Source organism: Saccharopolyspora shandongensis (assembly GCF_900106995.1).
In the GTDB taxonomy this organism is placed as follows: domain Bacteria; phylum Actinomycetota; class Actinomycetes; order Mycobacteriales; family Pseudonocardiaceae; genus Saccharopolyspora; species Saccharopolyspora shandongensis.
The window spans coordinates 34,355-50,410 of sequence record NZ_FNOK01000046.1 but is presented as its reverse complement, the minus strand read 5'-3'; the positions used below and the strand labels follow the sequence as shown (position 1 = coordinate 50,410).

General features: G+C 72.1%; 18 protein-coding genes. 8 read left to right on the top strand and 10 right to left on the bottom strand.

Annotation, left to right across the window (positions count from 1 at the left end; all coding sequences use genetic code 11):
- Positions 1–9: 9 nt before the first annotated feature.
- The 4 genes from BLW84_RS34245 (at position 10) to BLW84_RS34230 (ending at position 3,350) form a co-directional block, all read left to right on the top strand.
- A complete protein-coding gene (locus BLW84_RS34245; RefSeq protein ID WP_093274106.1) occupies positions 10–786 on the top strand; it encodes an SDR family NAD(P)-dependent oxidoreductase in 777 nt (258 codons plus the stop codon).
- A gap of 128 nt (positions 787–914) precedes the next feature.
- Entirely contained in the window at positions 915–1,895 is a 981-nt protein-coding gene (locus tag BLW84_RS34240) for an NAD(P)H-dependent flavin oxidoreductase (protein ID WP_218157588.1), read from the top strand.
- Positions 1,896–1,899: 4 nt separating this feature from the next.
- Positions 1,900–2,442, top strand: a complete 543-nt coding sequence (locus BLW84_RS34235; protein ID WP_093274102.1) for a PadR family transcriptional regulator — start codon at positions 1,900–1,902, stop codon at positions 2,440–2,442.
- A gap of 50 nt (positions 2,443–2,492) precedes the next feature.
- Entirely contained in the window at positions 2,493–3,350 is an 858-nt protein-coding gene (locus BLW84_RS34230; RefSeq protein WP_093274099.1) for an alpha/beta fold hydrolase, read from the top strand.
- Between the two features lie 52 nt (positions 3,351–3,402).
- Here the strand turns inward: BLW84_RS34230 and BLW84_RS34225 are convergent, their stop codons facing one another.
- The 4 genes from BLW84_RS34225 to BLW84_RS50490 form a co-directional block, all read right to left on the bottom strand.
- A complete protein-coding gene (locus BLW84_RS34225; RefSeq protein ID WP_093274097.1) occupies positions 3,403–4,197 on the bottom strand; it encodes an endonuclease I family protein in 795 nt (264 codons plus the stop codon).
- A gap of 230 nt (positions 4,198–4,427) precedes the next feature.
- A complete protein-coding gene (locus BLW84_RS34220) occupies positions 4,428–5,552 on the bottom strand; it encodes an MFS transporter (protein WP_093274189.1) in 1,125 nt (374 codons plus the stop codon).
- A gap of 103 nt (positions 5,553–5,655) precedes the next feature.
- A complete protein-coding gene (locus BLW84_RS34215) occupies positions 5,656–6,696 on the bottom strand; it encodes an LLM class flavin-dependent oxidoreductase (protein WP_093274095.1) in 1,041 nt (346 codons plus the stop codon).
- Positions 6,697–6,795: 99 nt separating this feature from the next.
- A complete protein-coding gene (locus BLW84_RS50490) occupies positions 6,796–6,867 on the bottom strand; it encodes a putative leader peptide (RefSeq protein WP_358300438.1) in 72 nt (23 codons plus the stop codon).
- 365 nt (positions 6,868–7,232) lie between these two features.
- Between BLW84_RS50490 and BLW84_RS34210 the strand changes: the two genes are divergently transcribed.
- Entirely contained in the window at positions 7,233–7,754 is a 522-nt protein-coding gene (locus BLW84_RS34210) for a lytic polysaccharide monooxygenase auxiliary activity family 9 protein (protein ID WP_093274092.1), read from the top strand.
- A 66-nt stretch (positions 7,755–7,820) separates the two neighbouring features.
- Here BLW84_RS34210 and BLW84_RS34205 read toward each other — a convergent pair whose 3' ends face one another.
- From BLW84_RS34205 to BLW84_RS34190, 4 genes are read right to left on the bottom strand one after another with little or no spacing between them, the layout of a single operon-like run.
- Complete coding sequence (locus tag BLW84_RS34205) at positions 7,821–8,510, bottom strand: YqjF family protein (RefSeq protein ID WP_093274090.1); 690 nt, start codon at positions 8,508–8,510, stop codon at positions 7,821–7,823.
- Positions 8,511–8,512: 2 nt separating this feature from the next.
- The gene (locus tag BLW84_RS34200; protein ID WP_093274087.1) at positions 8,513–9,550 is read right to left on the bottom strand and encodes a type III polyketide synthase; all 1,038 of its coding nucleotides are present in this window, start codon (positions 9,548–9,550) and stop codon (positions 8,513–8,515) included.
- Positions 9,547–10,740, bottom strand: a complete 1,194-nt coding sequence (locus BLW84_RS34195) for an acyl-CoA dehydrogenase family protein (protein ID WP_093274083.1) — start codon at positions 10,738–10,740, stop codon at positions 9,547–9,549. The genes BLW84_RS34200 and BLW84_RS34195 overlap by 4 nt, the downstream gene beginning before the upstream one ends.
- Positions 10,741–10,746: 6 nt before the next feature.
- Entirely contained in the window at positions 10,747–11,454 is a 708-nt protein-coding gene (locus BLW84_RS34190) for a class I SAM-dependent methyltransferase (RefSeq protein WP_093274080.1), read from the bottom strand.
- 27 nt (positions 11,455–11,481) lie between these two features.
- Here BLW84_RS34190 and BLW84_RS34185 point away from each other — a divergent pair, with 27 nt between their 5' ends.
- Positions 11,482–12,288: a UbiA family prenyltransferase gene (locus BLW84_RS34185; protein ID WP_093274076.1), complete on the top strand. Its 807-nt coding sequence runs from the start codon at positions 11,482–11,484 to the stop codon at positions 12,286–12,288.
- A 16-nt stretch (positions 12,289–12,304) separates the two neighbouring features.
- On the opposite strand, the gene BLW84_RS34180 is transcribed toward BLW84_RS34185, so the two are convergent.
- Together BLW84_RS34180 and BLW84_RS34175 are read right to left on the bottom strand one after the other, a co-directional pair.
- On the bottom strand, positions 12,305–12,928 hold the full coding sequence (locus BLW84_RS34180) for a class F sortase (protein WP_093274073.1): 624 nt from the start codon (positions 12,926–12,928) through the stop codon (positions 12,305–12,307).
- Entirely contained in the window at positions 12,925–13,326 is a 402-nt protein-coding gene (locus BLW84_RS34175; protein WP_093274071.1) for a hypothetical protein, read from the bottom strand. Before BLW84_RS34175 ends, BLW84_RS34180 begins: the two co-directional genes overlap by 4 nt.
- A gap of 205 nt (positions 13,327–13,531) precedes the next feature.
- On the opposite strand from BLW84_RS34175, the gene BLW84_RS34170 reads away from it, so the two are divergent.
- A complete protein-coding gene (locus tag BLW84_RS34170; protein ID WP_218157585.1) occupies positions 13,532–14,239 on the top strand; it encodes a response regulator transcription factor in 708 nt (235 codons plus the stop codon).
- Positions 14,223–16,043 carry a sensor histidine kinase gene (locus BLW84_RS34165; RefSeq protein ID WP_093274069.1) on the top strand — a complete coding sequence of 607 codons (1,821 nt, stop codon included), beginning with the start codon at positions 14,223–14,225 and terminating at the stop codon, positions 16,041–16,043. Before BLW84_RS34170 ends, BLW84_RS34165 begins: the two co-directional genes overlap by 17 nt.
- Positions 16,044–16,056 lie beyond the last annotated feature (13 nt).

Below are 16,056 nucleotides of genomic sequence, written 5' to 3'. Positions count from 1 at the left end.
GCACGAAACATGGGCGACACCGCCAACCCCTTCGATCTCACCGGGCACGTTTCCGTGGTCACCGGCGGCAATTCGGGCATCGGCCTGGCGATGGCCGATGCGCTGGCCGCCGCGGGCGCGGGCGTCTGCATCTGGGGCACCAACGCCGAGCGCAACGAGACCGCGGCCCGGGAGCTGGAGAAGCACGGCGGCAAGGTGCTCGCGCTGCGCTGCGACGTCGGCGACGAAGAGCAGGTCGAGGCGGCGATGTCGCGCGCCGTCGAGGAGTTCGGGCGGCTGGACTCCTGCTTCGCCAACGCCGGCGTAGGCGGCGGCAGGACCCGCTTCGTGGACACCGAGCTCAGCGACTTCCACCGCGTGGCACGGGTGAACGTCGACGGCGCGTTCCTCACGCTGCGCGCGGCGGCGCGCCGGCTGCTGGCGCAGGGCGAGGGCGGCAGCCTCGTCGGCACGTCGAGCCTGGCGGCACGGCAGGGGCAGCCGCGCGGCCAGGCCTACGCCGCGTCGAAGGGCGCGCTGATCTCGATGATCAAGTCGATCGCGGTCGAGCTGGCCCGGCACGGGATCCGGGCCAACGCGGTGCTGCCGGGCTGGGTGAGCACGCCGCTGGCCGACCCGGCGCTGCAATCCGAGGGGTTCCAGCGCAAGGTGCTGCCCCGGATGCCGGTGGGCCGCTGGGGCGCGCCCTCGGACTTCGGCGCGCTGGCGGTCTACCTGGCGAGCCCGGCGAGCGCCTTCCACACCGCCGACGAGATCACGGTCGACGGCGGCTACATCTCCTTTTAAGAGAGTTTTCCACGCTCGTCTTCGACTATGCAACTCGTTGCATAGCATCTTGTTGCATAGTAGCTTGGCCGGCACGGGCGCCCCGGCGTCCGCGTCGGCAGCGCAGCGGGAGGCGAGCGATGAGCAACGTGCTTCGAACCAGGTTCACCGAGGAGTTCGGCGTCGAACACCCCATCGTGCAAGGCGGCATGCAGTGGGTCGGCCGGGCCGAACTCGTCGCGGCGGTCGCGGAAGCCGGCGCGCTCGGCATGATCACCGCGCTCACCCAGCCGACACCGGAGGACCTGGCCAGGGAGATCGCGCGCTGCCGCGAGATGACCGACAAGCCCTTCGGCGTCAACCTGACGATCCTCCCCACCATCACACCGCCGCCGTACGCGGAGTACCGGCAGGCGATCATCGAATCCGGCATCGGGATCGTCGAGACCGCCGGGTCCAACCCGGCCGAGCAGGTCGCCGCGTTCAAGCCCGCCGGGGTCCGGGTGCTGCACAAGTGCACCAGCGTCCGGCACGCGCTCAAGGCGCAGCAGCTCGGCGTGGATGCGGTCAGCATCGACGGCTTCGAGTGCGCCGGCCACCCCGGCGAGGACGACATCCCCGGCCTGGTGCTGATCCCCCGCGCCGCCGACGAGCTCAGCATCCCGATCATCGCCTCCGGCGGCTTCGCCGACGCCCGCGGCCTGGTGGCGGCGCTGGCGCTGGGCGCGGACGGCATCAACATGGGCACCCGATTCATGTGCACCACCGAGTCGCCGATCCACGACGCGGTCAAGAAGCGGATCGCCGAGGCCAGCGAGCTGGAGACCGAGCTGATCTTCCGGCCGCTGCGCAACACCGCGCGGGTCGCCAGCAACTCCGTCAGCCGCGAGGTGGTGGCGAAGCTGGCCGACGGCGCGGCCTTCGATGACGTCCGCGAGCTCGTCGCGGGCGCCCGCGGCCGCCAGGTCTACGAGCAGGGCGACCCGGAGCTGGGCATCTGGAGCGCCGGCATGGTGCAGGGGCTGATCACCGACGTGCCCCCGGTCGGCGAGCTGGTGGAGCGCATCGTGCGCGAGGCCGCCGAGCTGATCCGGGGCCGGCTGGGCGGGCTGCTCGGCGTGGCAGACTGAACCGATGTCGTTGGAGTACGCCATCCTGGTCTCCCTGCAGGAACGCGCGGGATCCGGGTACGAGCTGGCGCGCCGGTTCGACAAGTCCATCGGTTACTTCTGGTCGGCCAGCCACCAGCAGATCTACCGGAGCCTGAAGCGGATGGTCGAGCTGGACTGGGTGTCCTGCGACGAGGTCGCGCAGGACAAGCGCCCGGACAAGAAGGTCTACCGGGTCAGCGAGTCCGGCGCCGCCGAGCTGGCGCGCTGGCTCGCCGAACCGGTGGACCCGCCGCCCGTCCGCAACGAGCTGTCGGTGAAGATCCGCGGCGCGTCCTTCGGCGACACCGAGCGGGTCGCCGATGAGGTCGCCCGGCACCGCCAGGGGCACGACGAGCGGCTGGCCGTTTACCGCGCGATCGAGGAGCGGGATTTCCCCGCGCCGCAAGGCCTTTCCGGGCAGCAGCTGCACCAGTACCTGGTGCTGCGCGGCGGCATCCGCACCGAGGAGTCGATGCTGGCCTGGTGTGACGAGATCCTGGCCGCGCTGCGCGCCGATCGGGACTGAGGCAGGGCTAGTCTCTCGATCGCCGGGCAATTCGACGAACGAGGTGCACGATGGACTTCCGGACCTCCCGCGGCGCCGACGACTTCTTCGCCGCCTACGACGCGGTGCTGGCGAAGTGGCCTGCCCCGGTCGACGCGCTCGAAGTCCCGACGGCCTACGGCAGCACCCGCGTGCACACCTGCGGTGCGCCGGACGGCCCGCCGTTGGTGCTCCTGCCCGGCGGCGGAGCCACCTCGACGGTGTGGTTCGCCAATGCCCGCGACCTCGGCGAGCGGCACCGGGTCTACGCCATCGATCTCATCGGCGAGGCGGGGCGCAGCGTCGCCGATGGCAAGGCGGTCTCCGGCGTCGCCGACCAGATGGCTTGGCTGGACGAGGTGCTCGACCACCTCGGCGTCGAGGCGGCGGATGTGTGCGGGCATTCCTACGGAGCGTGGATCGCCCTGCACTACGCCCTCCATTCGCCCCGGGTGCGCAGTCTCGCGCTGCTGGACCCCACGGCGTGCTTCACCCGCTGGAATCCGCGCTACCTGCTGCGCGCCCTGCCGATGCTGCTGCGGCCCGCACCGCGCCGAACGCGCGACTTCCTGCGCTGGGAGACCGGCGGCGCCGGCATCGACCCGGCCTGCCTCGAACTGCAGGCCCGCGGCGCGGAGTTCCGGGCCGCGAAGCCGGTCACCAGGCCCAATCCCGACCCGTCGCGCCTGACCGTCCCGACCCTCGTGCTGGCGGCGGAGCACAGCAAGGCCCACGACCCGCGCCGCCTGCTCGCGCAGGCCGAGCGCGTGGTGCCCGGCGTCCGCACGGCGCTGCTGCCCGGCGTCGGCCATCATGCGATCCCGACCGGGAATGCCGCCCGCCTGAACGAAATCCTCGCAGACTTCCTGTCGGCCGCGGAAACGGCGTGAGGGACGCCTCCGCCGGGTCGGACCGGCGGGGGCGCCCCTCGGCTGGGAATCGTCACCAGATCTCGGCGACCCACTCGGGGTGGTCGATGAACGGGTTCCGGTTGTGCTGGAACTGGTCGAAGATCACCTGGTTGCGGCGCTGCTCGCCGGCGTCCGGCGGGTCCTGCTCGTTCCACTGCTTCAGCACCGAAACGCGGCCGATGAACGGGTTGCTGCCGTTGTCGACGTTGTCGTTGACCTCGAGGTCGGCGAAGCCGTCGCCGCCGTCCCAGCGCACCGCCATGTAGAAGATCATCCGGGCGACGTCGCCCTTCACCTCGTCGCGCGGCTCCCAGGAGTCGCCGTCGGTGAAGTTGCCGGGCGCTTCCTCGGACTCGGTGCCGCCCATGTCGAAGTCCTTGTTGCCGCGATCCGAGTTCACGGTGACGTCGGTCGGGCGCAGGTGGTGCACGTCGGTGCCGGGACCGGGCGAGGTGCCGAAGTCGCCGTGGGACTTCGCCCAGACGTGCTCCCGGTTCCAGTCGTCGGCGTCGCCGCCGTTGGTGTCCTTGCCCTGCGAACGGCCGGTGTAGAGCAGGATCACGTTGGCGTTGTTGTTCGGATCCTCATCGGTGACCTTCAGCGCGTCCCAGACCTCGTTGTAGGTCAGGGTCGTGGTGCCGCTGCTGATGATCCCGTGCAGGGCGGTCTTGAGTTCGGGACCGGTCTTGCCGATCGCGTCCTGGTAGTAGTCCTCGACGACGGAATCCGCCGTCGCATCGGGGGCCGCCAGCGTGGCGGTCGTGGGCACGACCACCAACGCGGCGCTGAATAACAGGGTCAGCGGTTTCCAACGGGCGATCTTCACGGGCGTTGTCCTCTCGCCTCTTCGCCGGCCGCGCCGCACAACATCCGCGCCCGTGCCCGACCGGCAGGACTGTCGTTCAAGCAGGACGAAGCCTGCCACACGAACGATCACCATTGGGTGAACCAATTGGCGCGGTCCGGTATCGGACGGTGATCGGATTCGGTAACGCACGGTGTCCGGGCTCGGCGCGGATCCGGCGCAAACTGGGAAAATGCCGACGCCGGTATCGATCAACCGGGCGCTTTGCGCGGCCACCAAACGGCAACAACGGGAATTGTCAGCACCAGCAGCGCGGCCGGGAGCAGGAAGCCCAGCGCCGCGTCATACCGGTAGAGGCCGGTGAACGCCGCCGGGGAGGCCGACATCCCGAGGAACCTCAGCGCGGTGACCACGGAGATGATCCCTCCTCGCCCGCTGGCCCCGCCGGTGAGCACCGTGGCGTGGATGCCGACCAGGATCAGCTGCCCGCAGACGCCGCTGACCGCCCAGGCAACCGCGACCGCGGGCAGCCAGGAGACCAGGCCGACGGCGCCGACCGCCAGGGCCGCGAACAGCAACCCGACGCACACGATGGCGCGCTGGCCGAACCGGTCCACCGCCCCGCCGGTCAACCGGGCGCCGACCGCGCCCGCCACGCCGTAGGCGGTGAGCACCAGGCCGCGCGCGCTCGGGCTCAGCGCGAAAGCGTCGTCCAGCCGGAACGAGACCAGGAACGGCAGACCCGCCAGGCAGGCCCAGGAAACGAAGGCGACGCCGCCGGTCAGCAGCACGGATTTCCGCCAGGCGTCCCGCAACGAGGCGGGCCGCTGCGCCGCGCCGTCTCGCGAATCCGGCGGCAGCGGGCTGATCGCCAGCGCCGCGGCGACCGCCGCGAGGCCGACGAAAGCCCACTGCCAGGCGCCTTCCGCCGCGAGCCCGCCGACCAGCGGCGCGGACGTCTGCCCGATCGCCTGCATCGCGCCGTAGGTGCCCAGCGCCCGCCCGAGCCGCTCCTTCGGCGTGACGGCGGCGAGCTTGGCCAGCAGCAGCGGCGTGGTGAACGCGTTCGCGATGCCCTGCAAGGCGCGGCTGGCCTGGAAGAGCCAGAACCACGGGGCGACGGCGGCCAGCAACGCCACGACCGCGTACCCGGCGTAGGCGACGCGGATGCTGCGGCTCATGCCCCACCGCTCGCCGAGGCTGCCGGAGACCAGCATGACGATCGCGAACGGCAGCAGGTACACCGTCAGCGACGTGGCCGCGATGCCCTGCGACACGCCGAATCCGCTGCTGAGCTCCGGCAGCATGGCGGAGACGACGCCGCCCCCGAACGGCCCGAGCAGTCCGCCGATGTAGAGGGCGACGCGCGCGTTCACCACACCGCCCTTCGCCGCACGAGATCTCCCGGCAGTCGATCACAGCGCGGGTGCGGAGTCGAGCGGCGGGCCCGCATACGTCCGTTTTGCCCGAGGCCGCGGATCAGAGGGATCGCAGGTGCGGCGCGACCTCCGTGGCGAACAGGTCGAGGGAGTCGGCGACGGGCCCGTAGGGCATGCCGCCGATCTGCGGGCCGAAGATCATCAGGTCGTGCCCGAACCGCTCCCGGTAGGTGCCGACCTTGTCCACGATCTCCTGCGGGCTGCCCGCGAACAGCCCGCCGGCGGCGATGTTGCTCTCCAGGGTCTGCCCGGTCGGCTCGTCGCCGACCCCGCCGCGGTCCCGCGTGGGATCGCGGTCGGTCCACTGGGCCTCGTAGTACGGACGCAGCTCTTCCCTCGCCTGCTGGGAGGTCTTGCCGACGAACAGCAGCCTGCCGGAGCCCACCCCGGCCTGCGCCGGGTCGCGGCCGTAGGCGGCCCAGCGCTCCCGGTAGTGGTCAACGAGCTTCCCGTAGTTCTCCATCGGCTGGATCGCGTTGGCGACGAAGATCGGGTCGCCGAAGCGGGCGGCGAGGTCCGGCGAGGCCTGGCTGGTGGCGACGCCGTGCCAGACCGGCGGCGGGGTCTGCAGCGGCCGCGGCAGGCTGGTGACGCCCTCCAGCCGGCCGCGGAACCGGCCGCTGAACGTGACTTCTTCCTCGCGCCAAAGCCGGTGCAGCAGCTCGTAGTGCTCGGCCTGCAGCTCCCACTGGTGCTCGCGGTCGTAGCCGAACATGGTGTAGGGGTCGGCGGAATTGCCCTTGCCCACGATCAGTTCGAGCCGGCCGTGCGACAGGTGGTCGAGGGTGGCGTAGTCCTCGGCCACCCGCAGCGGGTCGAGGGTGCTCAGCAGCGTGACCGTGGTGATCAGCCGGATCCGGCTGGTGCTCGCCGCGATCGCGGCGAGCACCACGGGCGGCGCCGTGGCGACCGTCCGGCCCGCGTGGTGTTCGCCGAAGCCGAAGTAGTCCAGGCCCAGTTGTTCGGCGAACTCGGCCAGCCGCACGACGTCGTCGAAGTGCTCGGTGGCCGAACGGGTTTCACCGGTCAGCGGGTCCGGCTGCGTGCTGCCCAGACTCAGGATGCCCAACTGCACGTCCACGCACCTCCAGACGGGGTCGCCGGCGGCGACCCGGGAAATGATCCGGAATTCGAATGTCCTCTTAGGACTTGAAAGCTCGATGCGCCGCGCTGCGCGGCATCATCGGCGACACGCCTGGCTCGCCACGCGACGGAGGTCGACGTGCCGGCGGCGGGTGAACGTGATCAGCACCGGGCAATCGTCGAGCGACCCGGCGCCGGTGTCAACGAAGACGCCGATCGTCCCACTACGCGGACCGGCACCCGAAAGCCCTGCACAATTCACCTTAAGTCCACATTGGACACCTTTGCTACGAAGCCCGCCACATGAACGTCAGGTGAAAACTGGCAAACGGCCTGGGAAAAACGCGGACCGGGCAAATCTTGACCGCCACGACACCAGAAACTTATGGTCCAGACCATCGGCTCAGCGCGGGGTCCGACCCGCCGGGCCGGTGGTCGTCGGAGTCCCCTCTCCCTTCCTCGGCCAAGTTCCACCCAGCACCACCGGTCCGGCACCACCCTCCGGACCAGGCGGTTTCCTCCGAAGGAGCTGAGATGAACAAGAAGCCGAAACTCGCCGCAGCCATCGTCGGCGCGGCGCTCGCCCCCGCTCTCGTCGCGATCCCCACCAGCACCGCCAGCGCGCACGGCTACATCGACTCGCCGCCGAGCCGGCAGGCCCAGTGCGCCCAGGGCACCGTCCCGTGCGGCGCCATCAAGTACGAGCCGCAGAGCGTCGAGGGCCCGAAGGGCCTGACCAGCTGCAGCGGTGGCAACGCGGGCTTCGCGGAGCTCGACGACGACGGCAAGGGCTGGACCGCGACGCCGGTCGGCAACTCCGTCACCTTCAACTGGACGCTCACCGCCGCGCACCGCACCTCGACCTGGGAGTACTTCATCGGCGGCAACCGCGTCGCCGTGTTCGACCAGGGCGGCCAGCAGCCGCCGTCGCAGCTGTCGCACACCGTCGACCTCGGCGGCGTCAGCGGCAAGCAGAAGGTGCTGGCGGTCTGGAACGTCGCCGACACGGCGAACGCCTTCTACGCCTGCGTCGACCTCAACGTCGGCGGCGAGTGATCGCTTCCAGCGGCTTTTCCCCTGAACCGGCGGGCCCGCGCTCCACTCGGAGCCGGGCCCGCCGTGTCACAACGGCGCCGGCAGGCCGAACCGGGCGTCCACTCTGGACGCGAACCGGACGACGGGCCGGCTCGGCGGCGCCAGCCCGAACTCGGCGAGCAGCCCGGCGTCGGTGAAGTCCAGCAGTTCAGCGGAATCCAGGGCCCAGGGCTCGTGCGCCACCGGAACCTCGATGGGCCAGCGGTACCAGGTCGAAAACATCCGCCAGCGCTCGGTCAGGAACCGGTCCAGACCGGTCGGCGCGATACGGCCGCCGCGCCGGACGCGCAGCCCCAGGCCGACGCCGGATCGCTCGACGCGGTAAGCGGTTTCGGTCGCCGTCTTGGTGCACTCGACCGCCGCCGAACGGTACGGCAGGCGGCCGACCGCCCTGGCCACGCGGACGAAACCCGGATGCGACGCCTCCAGGGAGAAGAACACCAGGCCGCGGCGGCCGCGCTCGTCGACGGCGAAGGTCCGCACGTTGAGCTCGGCGAACCGCGCAGGCAGCGGGCTGCGCACCGACATCCCCAGGCCGACCACGCCGACCCAGGCCGTGCCGTCGAACAGGTCGGGCCGGGTGCGCGGCGGCAGCAGCGGCGCGATGTCCCGTTCCGCGCAAGGCCAGTGCGCGAACACGACGTCGCTCCAACCTTGCTCGCTGAACGAGCAGCGCACCCGATGCGGCGCGACCGGTGTGAGTGGTTCGGTTTCCATGATTACAGGATGGCTCTCAGCAGCGCGGCGTAAAGCGTCAGGCCTGGGCCGAAGGCCAGCGCGACGACGTGGTTCCCGTCGCGGAGCCCGCCGGCCAGGAGTTCCTCCAGGACCAGCAGCAGCGTCGCGGACGAGCAATTGCCGTGCTCGGCGAGTACTTCGCGCGACGGTTGCAACGCGGCAGGCGGGAGCCCGAGGGTGTCCTCGACGGTGTCGAGGATGCGCGGACCGCCCGGGTGCACCGCCCAGCCCTGGACGTCGGCGCTCCGCAAGCCGTTGCGGCCGAGCAGGTCGTCGAGCACCGGGCCGAGGTGCCGGGCCAGCACCTCCGGCACCTGCGGCGAAAGCCCCATCCGGAAGCCGAGATCGGTGATCTCCCAGGTCATGTGCGAGCTCGCGGTGTCGTCGGTGAAGGCGGCGATGTCGACGACCTCGAGCCCGGCCGCCGCCGGGTGCAGGACCGCCGCCACCGCCGCATCGCCGAAGAGCGCGTGCGAGACGACCTGCTGCGGGTCGTCGGTCGGCGGCTGGATGTGCAGCGAGGTCAGCTCCAGGCAGAGCAGCACCGCCGCACGGCCGTGCGCCGCGACGAAATCCGCGACGCCGCCCAGCGCGGGCAGCGCCGCGTAGCAGCCCATGTGCCCGACGAACAGCCGCCGCAGGTCGGGGCGCAGTCCGAGGGATCCGGCGAGCTTGATGTCCAGGCCTGGTGTGCCGTAGCCGGTGCAGGTGGCGACGGTGAGCAGGCCGATCTCGTCGGCGCCGATCCCGGCGTCGTCCAGCGCCGCGGCGACGGCCTGGTGCCCCAGCCGCGGGGCTTCCTCGTCGAAGCGGCGCATCCGGGCCGCCGTGGACCAGCCGGAGAGGTCTTCCTTGATCGGATTGGCGACGGTGTGCCTGCGCCGCACCCCGGCTCCGGCGAACACCCGCCGGGCGAGGCGGCTGCCGCGGAAGTGCTCCCGGAAGAAGCCGTCCCACAGCGACTGCTGCTCGGCTGTGTCCGGCAGCGCCGAGCCCAATCCGGCGATCAGCGGCGTCACCAACGGGGCGACTCGGTCTCGTCGTCGGGGTCGCCGCCCAGTGCGGCCACGCCGAGCCAATCGGCGCAGACGTCGGAGGTCGCCGGTTGCAGCGCGCCGCAGCGGGCATCGCGGTAGATCCGCTCCAGCGAGTGGCCACGCCGCGTCGCCGACGCCCCGGCCGCCTCCAGCACCGACGAGGCCACCGCGGCGGCGGTGTCGCCCGCGATCAGCTTCGCCCGCCACACCCAGCGGTTCGTCTCCGGCTCCCCCGGCCGCTGCGCCACCCTCCGCGAGGCCTCCCGCACCACGGCGTCGGCCGCGGCGACCGCCGCATCCGCCCGGCCCATCCGGGACCGTACGGCCGGCAGGGTGTGCAGCCCGCGTTCGCGCAGGTGCGCGCCGCCTTCGCGCAGCGCCGACCGCGCCACGCCGACGTAGACGGCGGCGTACGACGCGACGAGCCATTGCGGCATCACCTGCGCGACCAGCAGCGTGATCCCCTCGATCCCGCCCAGCAGCGCGTCGGCGCCCACCGACACCTCGAAGTGCACGTCGTGGCTACCGGTGGCGCGCATGCCCAGCGAATCCCAGGTCGGCTCCACCTGGATGCCCTCGTCGGCCGGAACCAGGAAGTAGGACACCTTCGGCTCGGCGGCGTCGGCGTCCTTGGCGGTGACCAGGTACGCGTCCGCGTGACCGGCACCGGAGACGAACGCCTTGCTGCCGGTGATGCGGTAACCGCCGTCGCGGCGGCGGAACTCCGCGGTGGTGCGTGAAAGCCGCGAGCCCGTGCCGCGTTCGCTCATCGCCACCGAGTAGAGCGCCCCGTCGGCGGCCGCTGAGAGCAGCCTGTCCCGCGCGGCGAAACAGCTCTCCGGCGCGCCCAGCTGCCGCAGCAGTTCTTCGGGTGTGTGCGCGAGCGCGCCGGTGACGGAGGCGTGCATGTTGAAGATCAGCGCCGTGGAGCCGGCGCCGGCGGCCAGTTCGGTCGCGACCGCGGCGTAGTCGGCGAACGACGCGCCGAAACCGCCCAGTTCCACGGGAACCATGAGGCCCAGCAGCCGGCGGGCGCGCAGATCGGCGAAATCCTCGCGGGGAAAGGCACCTTCGGCGTCGTAGTGCCCGGCACGCGCGGCGATGCGCGGCACCAGGTCGCGCACCGCCTCGTGCGCGGCGGCCGGCGAAGACGGTTCCACGAACAGCGACAACGACTTTCACCCCTTCTTCCGGCCGATGCCCTGGAACAGCACGGCGGTGGAGGAGAACGGGAGCATCCGGACACCTCCATCGCAGCCGACGGCCCAGGCCAGCAGGTCCAGCCACGACGGGCGCACGCCGCGCAGCCGCAGCGCGACGCCGTGCCGGGCCGCCTCGGCGATCAGCTCGGCGCGATCGACCAGCAACGCTGGATCGTGCACGCCGCGCACCGCCAGGCGTTCGGCGATCCCGATCGCCACCACCCGGCACAGGGCCGTCGCCGCGAGGGTGTCCAGCAACAGCAGGCCCCCGGCCCGCAGCACCCGGCAGGCCTCCGCCACCGCGGCGGGCAGATCGGTCACGTGCTCCAGCACCTCCCCGGCCACCACGCAGTCCGCGCACCCGTCCGGCAGCGGAATCGCGAGGACGTCGCCGACGACGGGCTGCACGCCGTGCTCCGCGGCCTGCCGCAACGCGGTCCGCGACCGGTCCACGCCGATGTGCCGGTATCCCTTGCCCGCCACGTGCGGGGCCAGCAGGCCCGCCCCGCAGCCGAGATCCACCAGCACCGCGCCGGTTCGGGCGGCGGTGGGAACCAGTGCGCCGCGCGCGGCGGCGAGCCAGTGCAACATCGCGAAGACGCCGCGCGGCTGCCACCACTGGTCGGCGAAAACCTCGTACAGCAAAGGATCGTTGCGCCGCACAGTCCGGCCGGAGCGTGCCATGCGCTCCAGGCTGGCACACTCGGCCGGGTGCGGCACTTCGCAACGGCGTCCTCGCTGCTCCGGGCCTCGCATCCGGGGCCGGCGGTGGCGGTCACCGCGATCGCCGCCGGGCTCGCGGCCACCACCGGGCGCGATGCGGGCGGCGTGCTCCTGACGGCCGCAGCGGTGCTGGCCGGGCAGCTGTCCGTCGGGTGGCTCAACGACCTGGTGGATGCCGACCGGGATGCCCGGGTCCGGCGGCAGGGCAAGCCGGTGGCGGCCGGGGAGGTCTCGCGACGGACAGTGCTGATCGCGGTGCTGGTGTCGGCGCCCGCGGCCGTGGTGCTGTCGCTGCCGTTCGGTATCGCCGCGACGGCCGTCCACCTCGTCGCCCTGGTCTCGGCGTGGGCTTACGACCTCGGCGTGAAGGCCGGCCCGCTTTCGGTGCTGCCCTACGCCGTGTCGTTCGGCCTGCTGCCCGCGTTCGTGGCGTTGGGCGGCGCCGGTCCCCCGCCGGCGCGGCTCATGCTCGCCGCAGCGCTGCTCGGATCGGCCGCGCACTTCGTGAACGCGCTGCCGGACCTGGCCGACGACGCGGCCACCGGCGTCCGCGGCCTGCCGCACCGTCTCGGCGCGGCGAAAAGCACTGCGGCGGCGGCCCTTCTGGTACTCGCCGCGTCGGCGGTGCTGGCGGGCGTTTCCAGCTGGGTGGTCCTGCCGCTGGCGGCGGCCGTGCTCGGCGCCGGTCTCCTGCTGGGCCGCCGCCCCGGCTCCCGCACCGCCTTCCACGCGGTCGTCCTCGTCGCCATGCTCGACGTCGCGATGCTGCTGAACACCGGGATCCAGCCTTCGTGACCGAAGTGGACGGTCCTCAGCGGACCAGTCCGGTCAGGGCGGCGAAAGCGATGATGTTGTCGCGGTAGCTGCGCGCCGAGTGGTCGAACGAGCCACCGCAGGTGATCAGCCGCAACTCCGGGCCTGCGGTGTCGCCGTACACCTCGTCGGCGGGGAACCCGGTCTTCGGCGGCTGCGCCATGCGGTCCACGACGAACCTGGCGACCCGCCCGTCCTGGCGGCCGATGAGGATCTCGTCGCCAGGCCGCAGTTCGCGCAGTCGCGCGAAGATCCCGTCCTGGCCATCGCCGTTGACGTGCCCGAGGACCACCGCCGGTCCCGTTTCGCCCGGCGTGGGGCCGTACTGGTACCAACCGGCCTGCATCGGCTGGTGCACGGACGGGACCTCGATCGTCCGGTCCGGGTTGAGCCCCAGCGGGACCAGCGACGACCGCGCGCCGATCCGGGGTATCTCGATCCACGCCGGTTCCGATCGCGGCACCGCAGGCGATTCCTGCACCGGAGCCGAAGCGGGCGCGACGAGGTCGATGGACTGCCCGTCGGCGGAACAACCGGTCAGCGCCAGGGCCGCGAGGGCCAGGGCGGCCGCGGCTGTGCCGCGACCACCCCGGCTCCCCCGTGCCCGGGGATGCACGCTCATGCGGATGCGCGTCGACGGCGCAGCACCAGCGCGGCCCCGCCGCCCGCCACCGCGACGGCCGCGGCGGCACCGCCGAGGACCGCCGGGTCGAAGCCCGACTCCACCGGCCCGCCACCGGTTTCCGGCGCGCCCACCGGGCGCTGCCGCACCTGGTCGCCGGTCGCCGGATTCGGCACGGCCGGGGTCGACTCCCTCGGCACCGGCGCGGCCGGGGTCGTCTCCTGCCGCGGCTCGACCGGGGCCGACTCCCTCGGCTGCTCGGCCCGGGGAGCTTCCGGGGCCTGCTGCTCGCGCACCGGCGCGGTGCCCGGCCCGTCTGCCCAGCTGACCGGCGCCGCCAGCGGCAGCGCCGCCGCACCGAGGAGCGCAGCTGCCGCGCACGTACGACCAAGCTTCATCGATCGCGTCCTTCCATTCGACTGTTCGCCCGGAGTCCCGGACGAGGACCAGAATGCTGCGGCCTTTTCAAGATCCCGTCTGATCGATGTGAAGAACCTGTTCGATTCCGGGTCGGGGCGCCGAAATGTGAAGATCCTGTTCAGCCGTGGTCAAGATCCGGTGGCGGATCACCCGCTGCACCGGCGGAAAGCGATAATGCGCGATGTGAGCGCACAGGTGCTGGTCGCGGAGGACGACCCGAAGCAGGCCGAGTTGATCCGGCGATATCTGGAGCACGACAACCACCGCGTGGTGGTCGTGCACGACGGGCGTGCGGCGATCGACGAGGCGCGGCGACGCGCGCCCGATCTGATCGTGCTCGACGTGATGATGCCCAAGGTCGACGGCCTGGACGTGTGCCGCATCCTGCGGGCCGAATCGGACGTCCCGATCGTGCTGCTCACCGCGCGGACCACCGAGGAGGACGTGCTGCTCGGGCTGGACCTCGGCGCCGACGACTACGTGACCAAGCCCTACAGCCCGCGCCAGCTCGCCGCCCGCATCCGCGCGATCCTGCGCCGCGTCCGCCGCAGCCAGGACAACGGCGAGCAGCCGTTGCGCGTCGGCGATCTGGTGGTGGACCAGCAGCGCCACGAGATCACCTTCGGCGGCACGCCGCTGGACTGCACTCCCGCAGAGTTCCGGATGCTCGCGGTGCTGGCCGCGGAGCCCGGCCGCGTCTTCACCCGCGGCCAGCTGCTCAGCCAGGCGTTCGGCATGGACAAGTTCATCACCGAGCGCACCATCGACGTGCACGTGATGAACCTGCGCCGCAAGCTCGAACCCGATCCCCGGCGACCGATCCACCTGCTCACCGTGTACGGCGTCGGGTACAAGCTCCAGGACAGCGCCGCCGATGGCACGCCGGCATAGCCTGCTCGCCCGGCTGCTGGCGATGTCGGTGGTGGTGGCCGGCTGTTCCATCGGCGCCACTGCGTGGCTGGCCGCGCAGAGCACCAGCGGGGCGATCAACCAGGAACTCGGCGAAACCCTGGCCACCGACGCCAAGATCTACGATTCGCTGCTCGGCTACGCGGCCGCGAATCCGCAGTGGTCCGGGGTCCAGCAAGTGGTGGCGGACCTGGCCGCGCAGACCGGGCGGCGCATCACGCTGACGACCACGTCGCGGATGCCGATCGCCGACTCCGGCGGGCCGCAGGACGCCCAGCTGCCGCAAACCCCGTCCGCGGTGGTGGATCCGCTCGCGGTCGACCAGGTGCTCAAACCCGATGCGGCGGCCTCGGGCATCGATCCGCGCGCCGTCGGCCCGTACCGGCTGACCGCCGCGGAGAGCCAGGAACTGGGCAAGGCCGCGCAGCGGGAGCTCGGTTGCTACCGCCAGTTCGGCGAAGAAGGCGTGATCGTCGTCCGCCCCAACGGCCGCCCGGTCGTCCAGCTCGTCCCGAGCGACGAGGCGACCCCGGTGTCGTCGACGCCGCCCGCACCGGAGCCGTCCACCGCCGTCGCGCCCGGCGCCCCGAAGAGGCGGTGTTCCGAGCCGCAGCAGGCGGCCGAAACCGAGCGCAAGGCCGGCGCCGAACTGCTCGCCCTGGTCAACGCGTGCCTGGCCCGGCAGGGGCTCGATCCGCTGCCCGCCCAGTCTGCGGCGGTGACCTCACCGGAGGAACTCCGCACCGATCCGGGCGCCAAGCGCTGCGTGGACTCCGGACGCCGGGAACAGCTCGGCTCCTACGTCTCCCCCGCCGCGCACCTGTTCATCACCAAGCCCGGCGGGAATCACGCCGCGACCGATCTGTCCACTGTGGGCACTGCGCGGATCGCGTGGACCGCGCTGGTGGTGCTGGTGCTGACCGTCGGCATGACCGCGCTCGCCGCCAGCCGCCTGGTCCGCCCGATCGACGCGATCACCACCGCGGCCCGGCGGATGGGCGGCGGCGACCGGTCGGCCCGGGTGAGCACGAGCGCGCGCGGCGAGATCGGCGAGCTGGCGGCCGCGTTCAACGCGATGTCGGAGCAGGTCGAGCGCACCGAACAGCAACGCAAGACGATGGTCAGCGATATCGCGCACGAACTGCGCACGCCGCTGGTGAACGTCCGCGGCTGGCTGGAGGCCGCGCAGGACGGCGTCGCCACCCTGGACCAACCGCTGGTGGCCTCGCTGCTGGAGGAAACCCTGCTCCTGCAGCACCTGATCGACGACCTGCAGGACCTCGCGCTGGCCGACGCCGGGAAGCTCCGCGTGTACCCCGAGCCCGTGCACGTCGGCGCGCTGCTGGAGCAGGTCGCCGCGGCGCACCGGGGCCGGGCCGATGCGGGCGGCGTCGCGCTGGTCGTGATCGTCGACGACGACCCCGACCTCACCGCCGACCCGACCCGGCTGCGGCAAGCGCTGGGCAACCTGGTGTCGAACGCGTTGCGCTACACACCATCCGGCGGCCAGGTCGCGTTGCGGGCGCGGCGCGCGGGCGACCAGGTGGCCATCGAGGTGGCCGACACCGGCGTCGGCATCGCCGCGGCCGCCCTGCCGCACGTGTTCGACCGCTTCTGGCGGGCGGAGAAGTCCCGCAACCGGCACGGCGGCGGCAGCGGCCTCGGCCTGGCCATCACGCACCACCTCGTGGACGTGCACGGTGGCCGCATCGCGGTCCGCAGCACCGTCGGCGTGGGCACCACGTTCACCATTCACCTGCCGGCGACGGCGCCCGAATGCTCCTGACACGGCCGGGCGC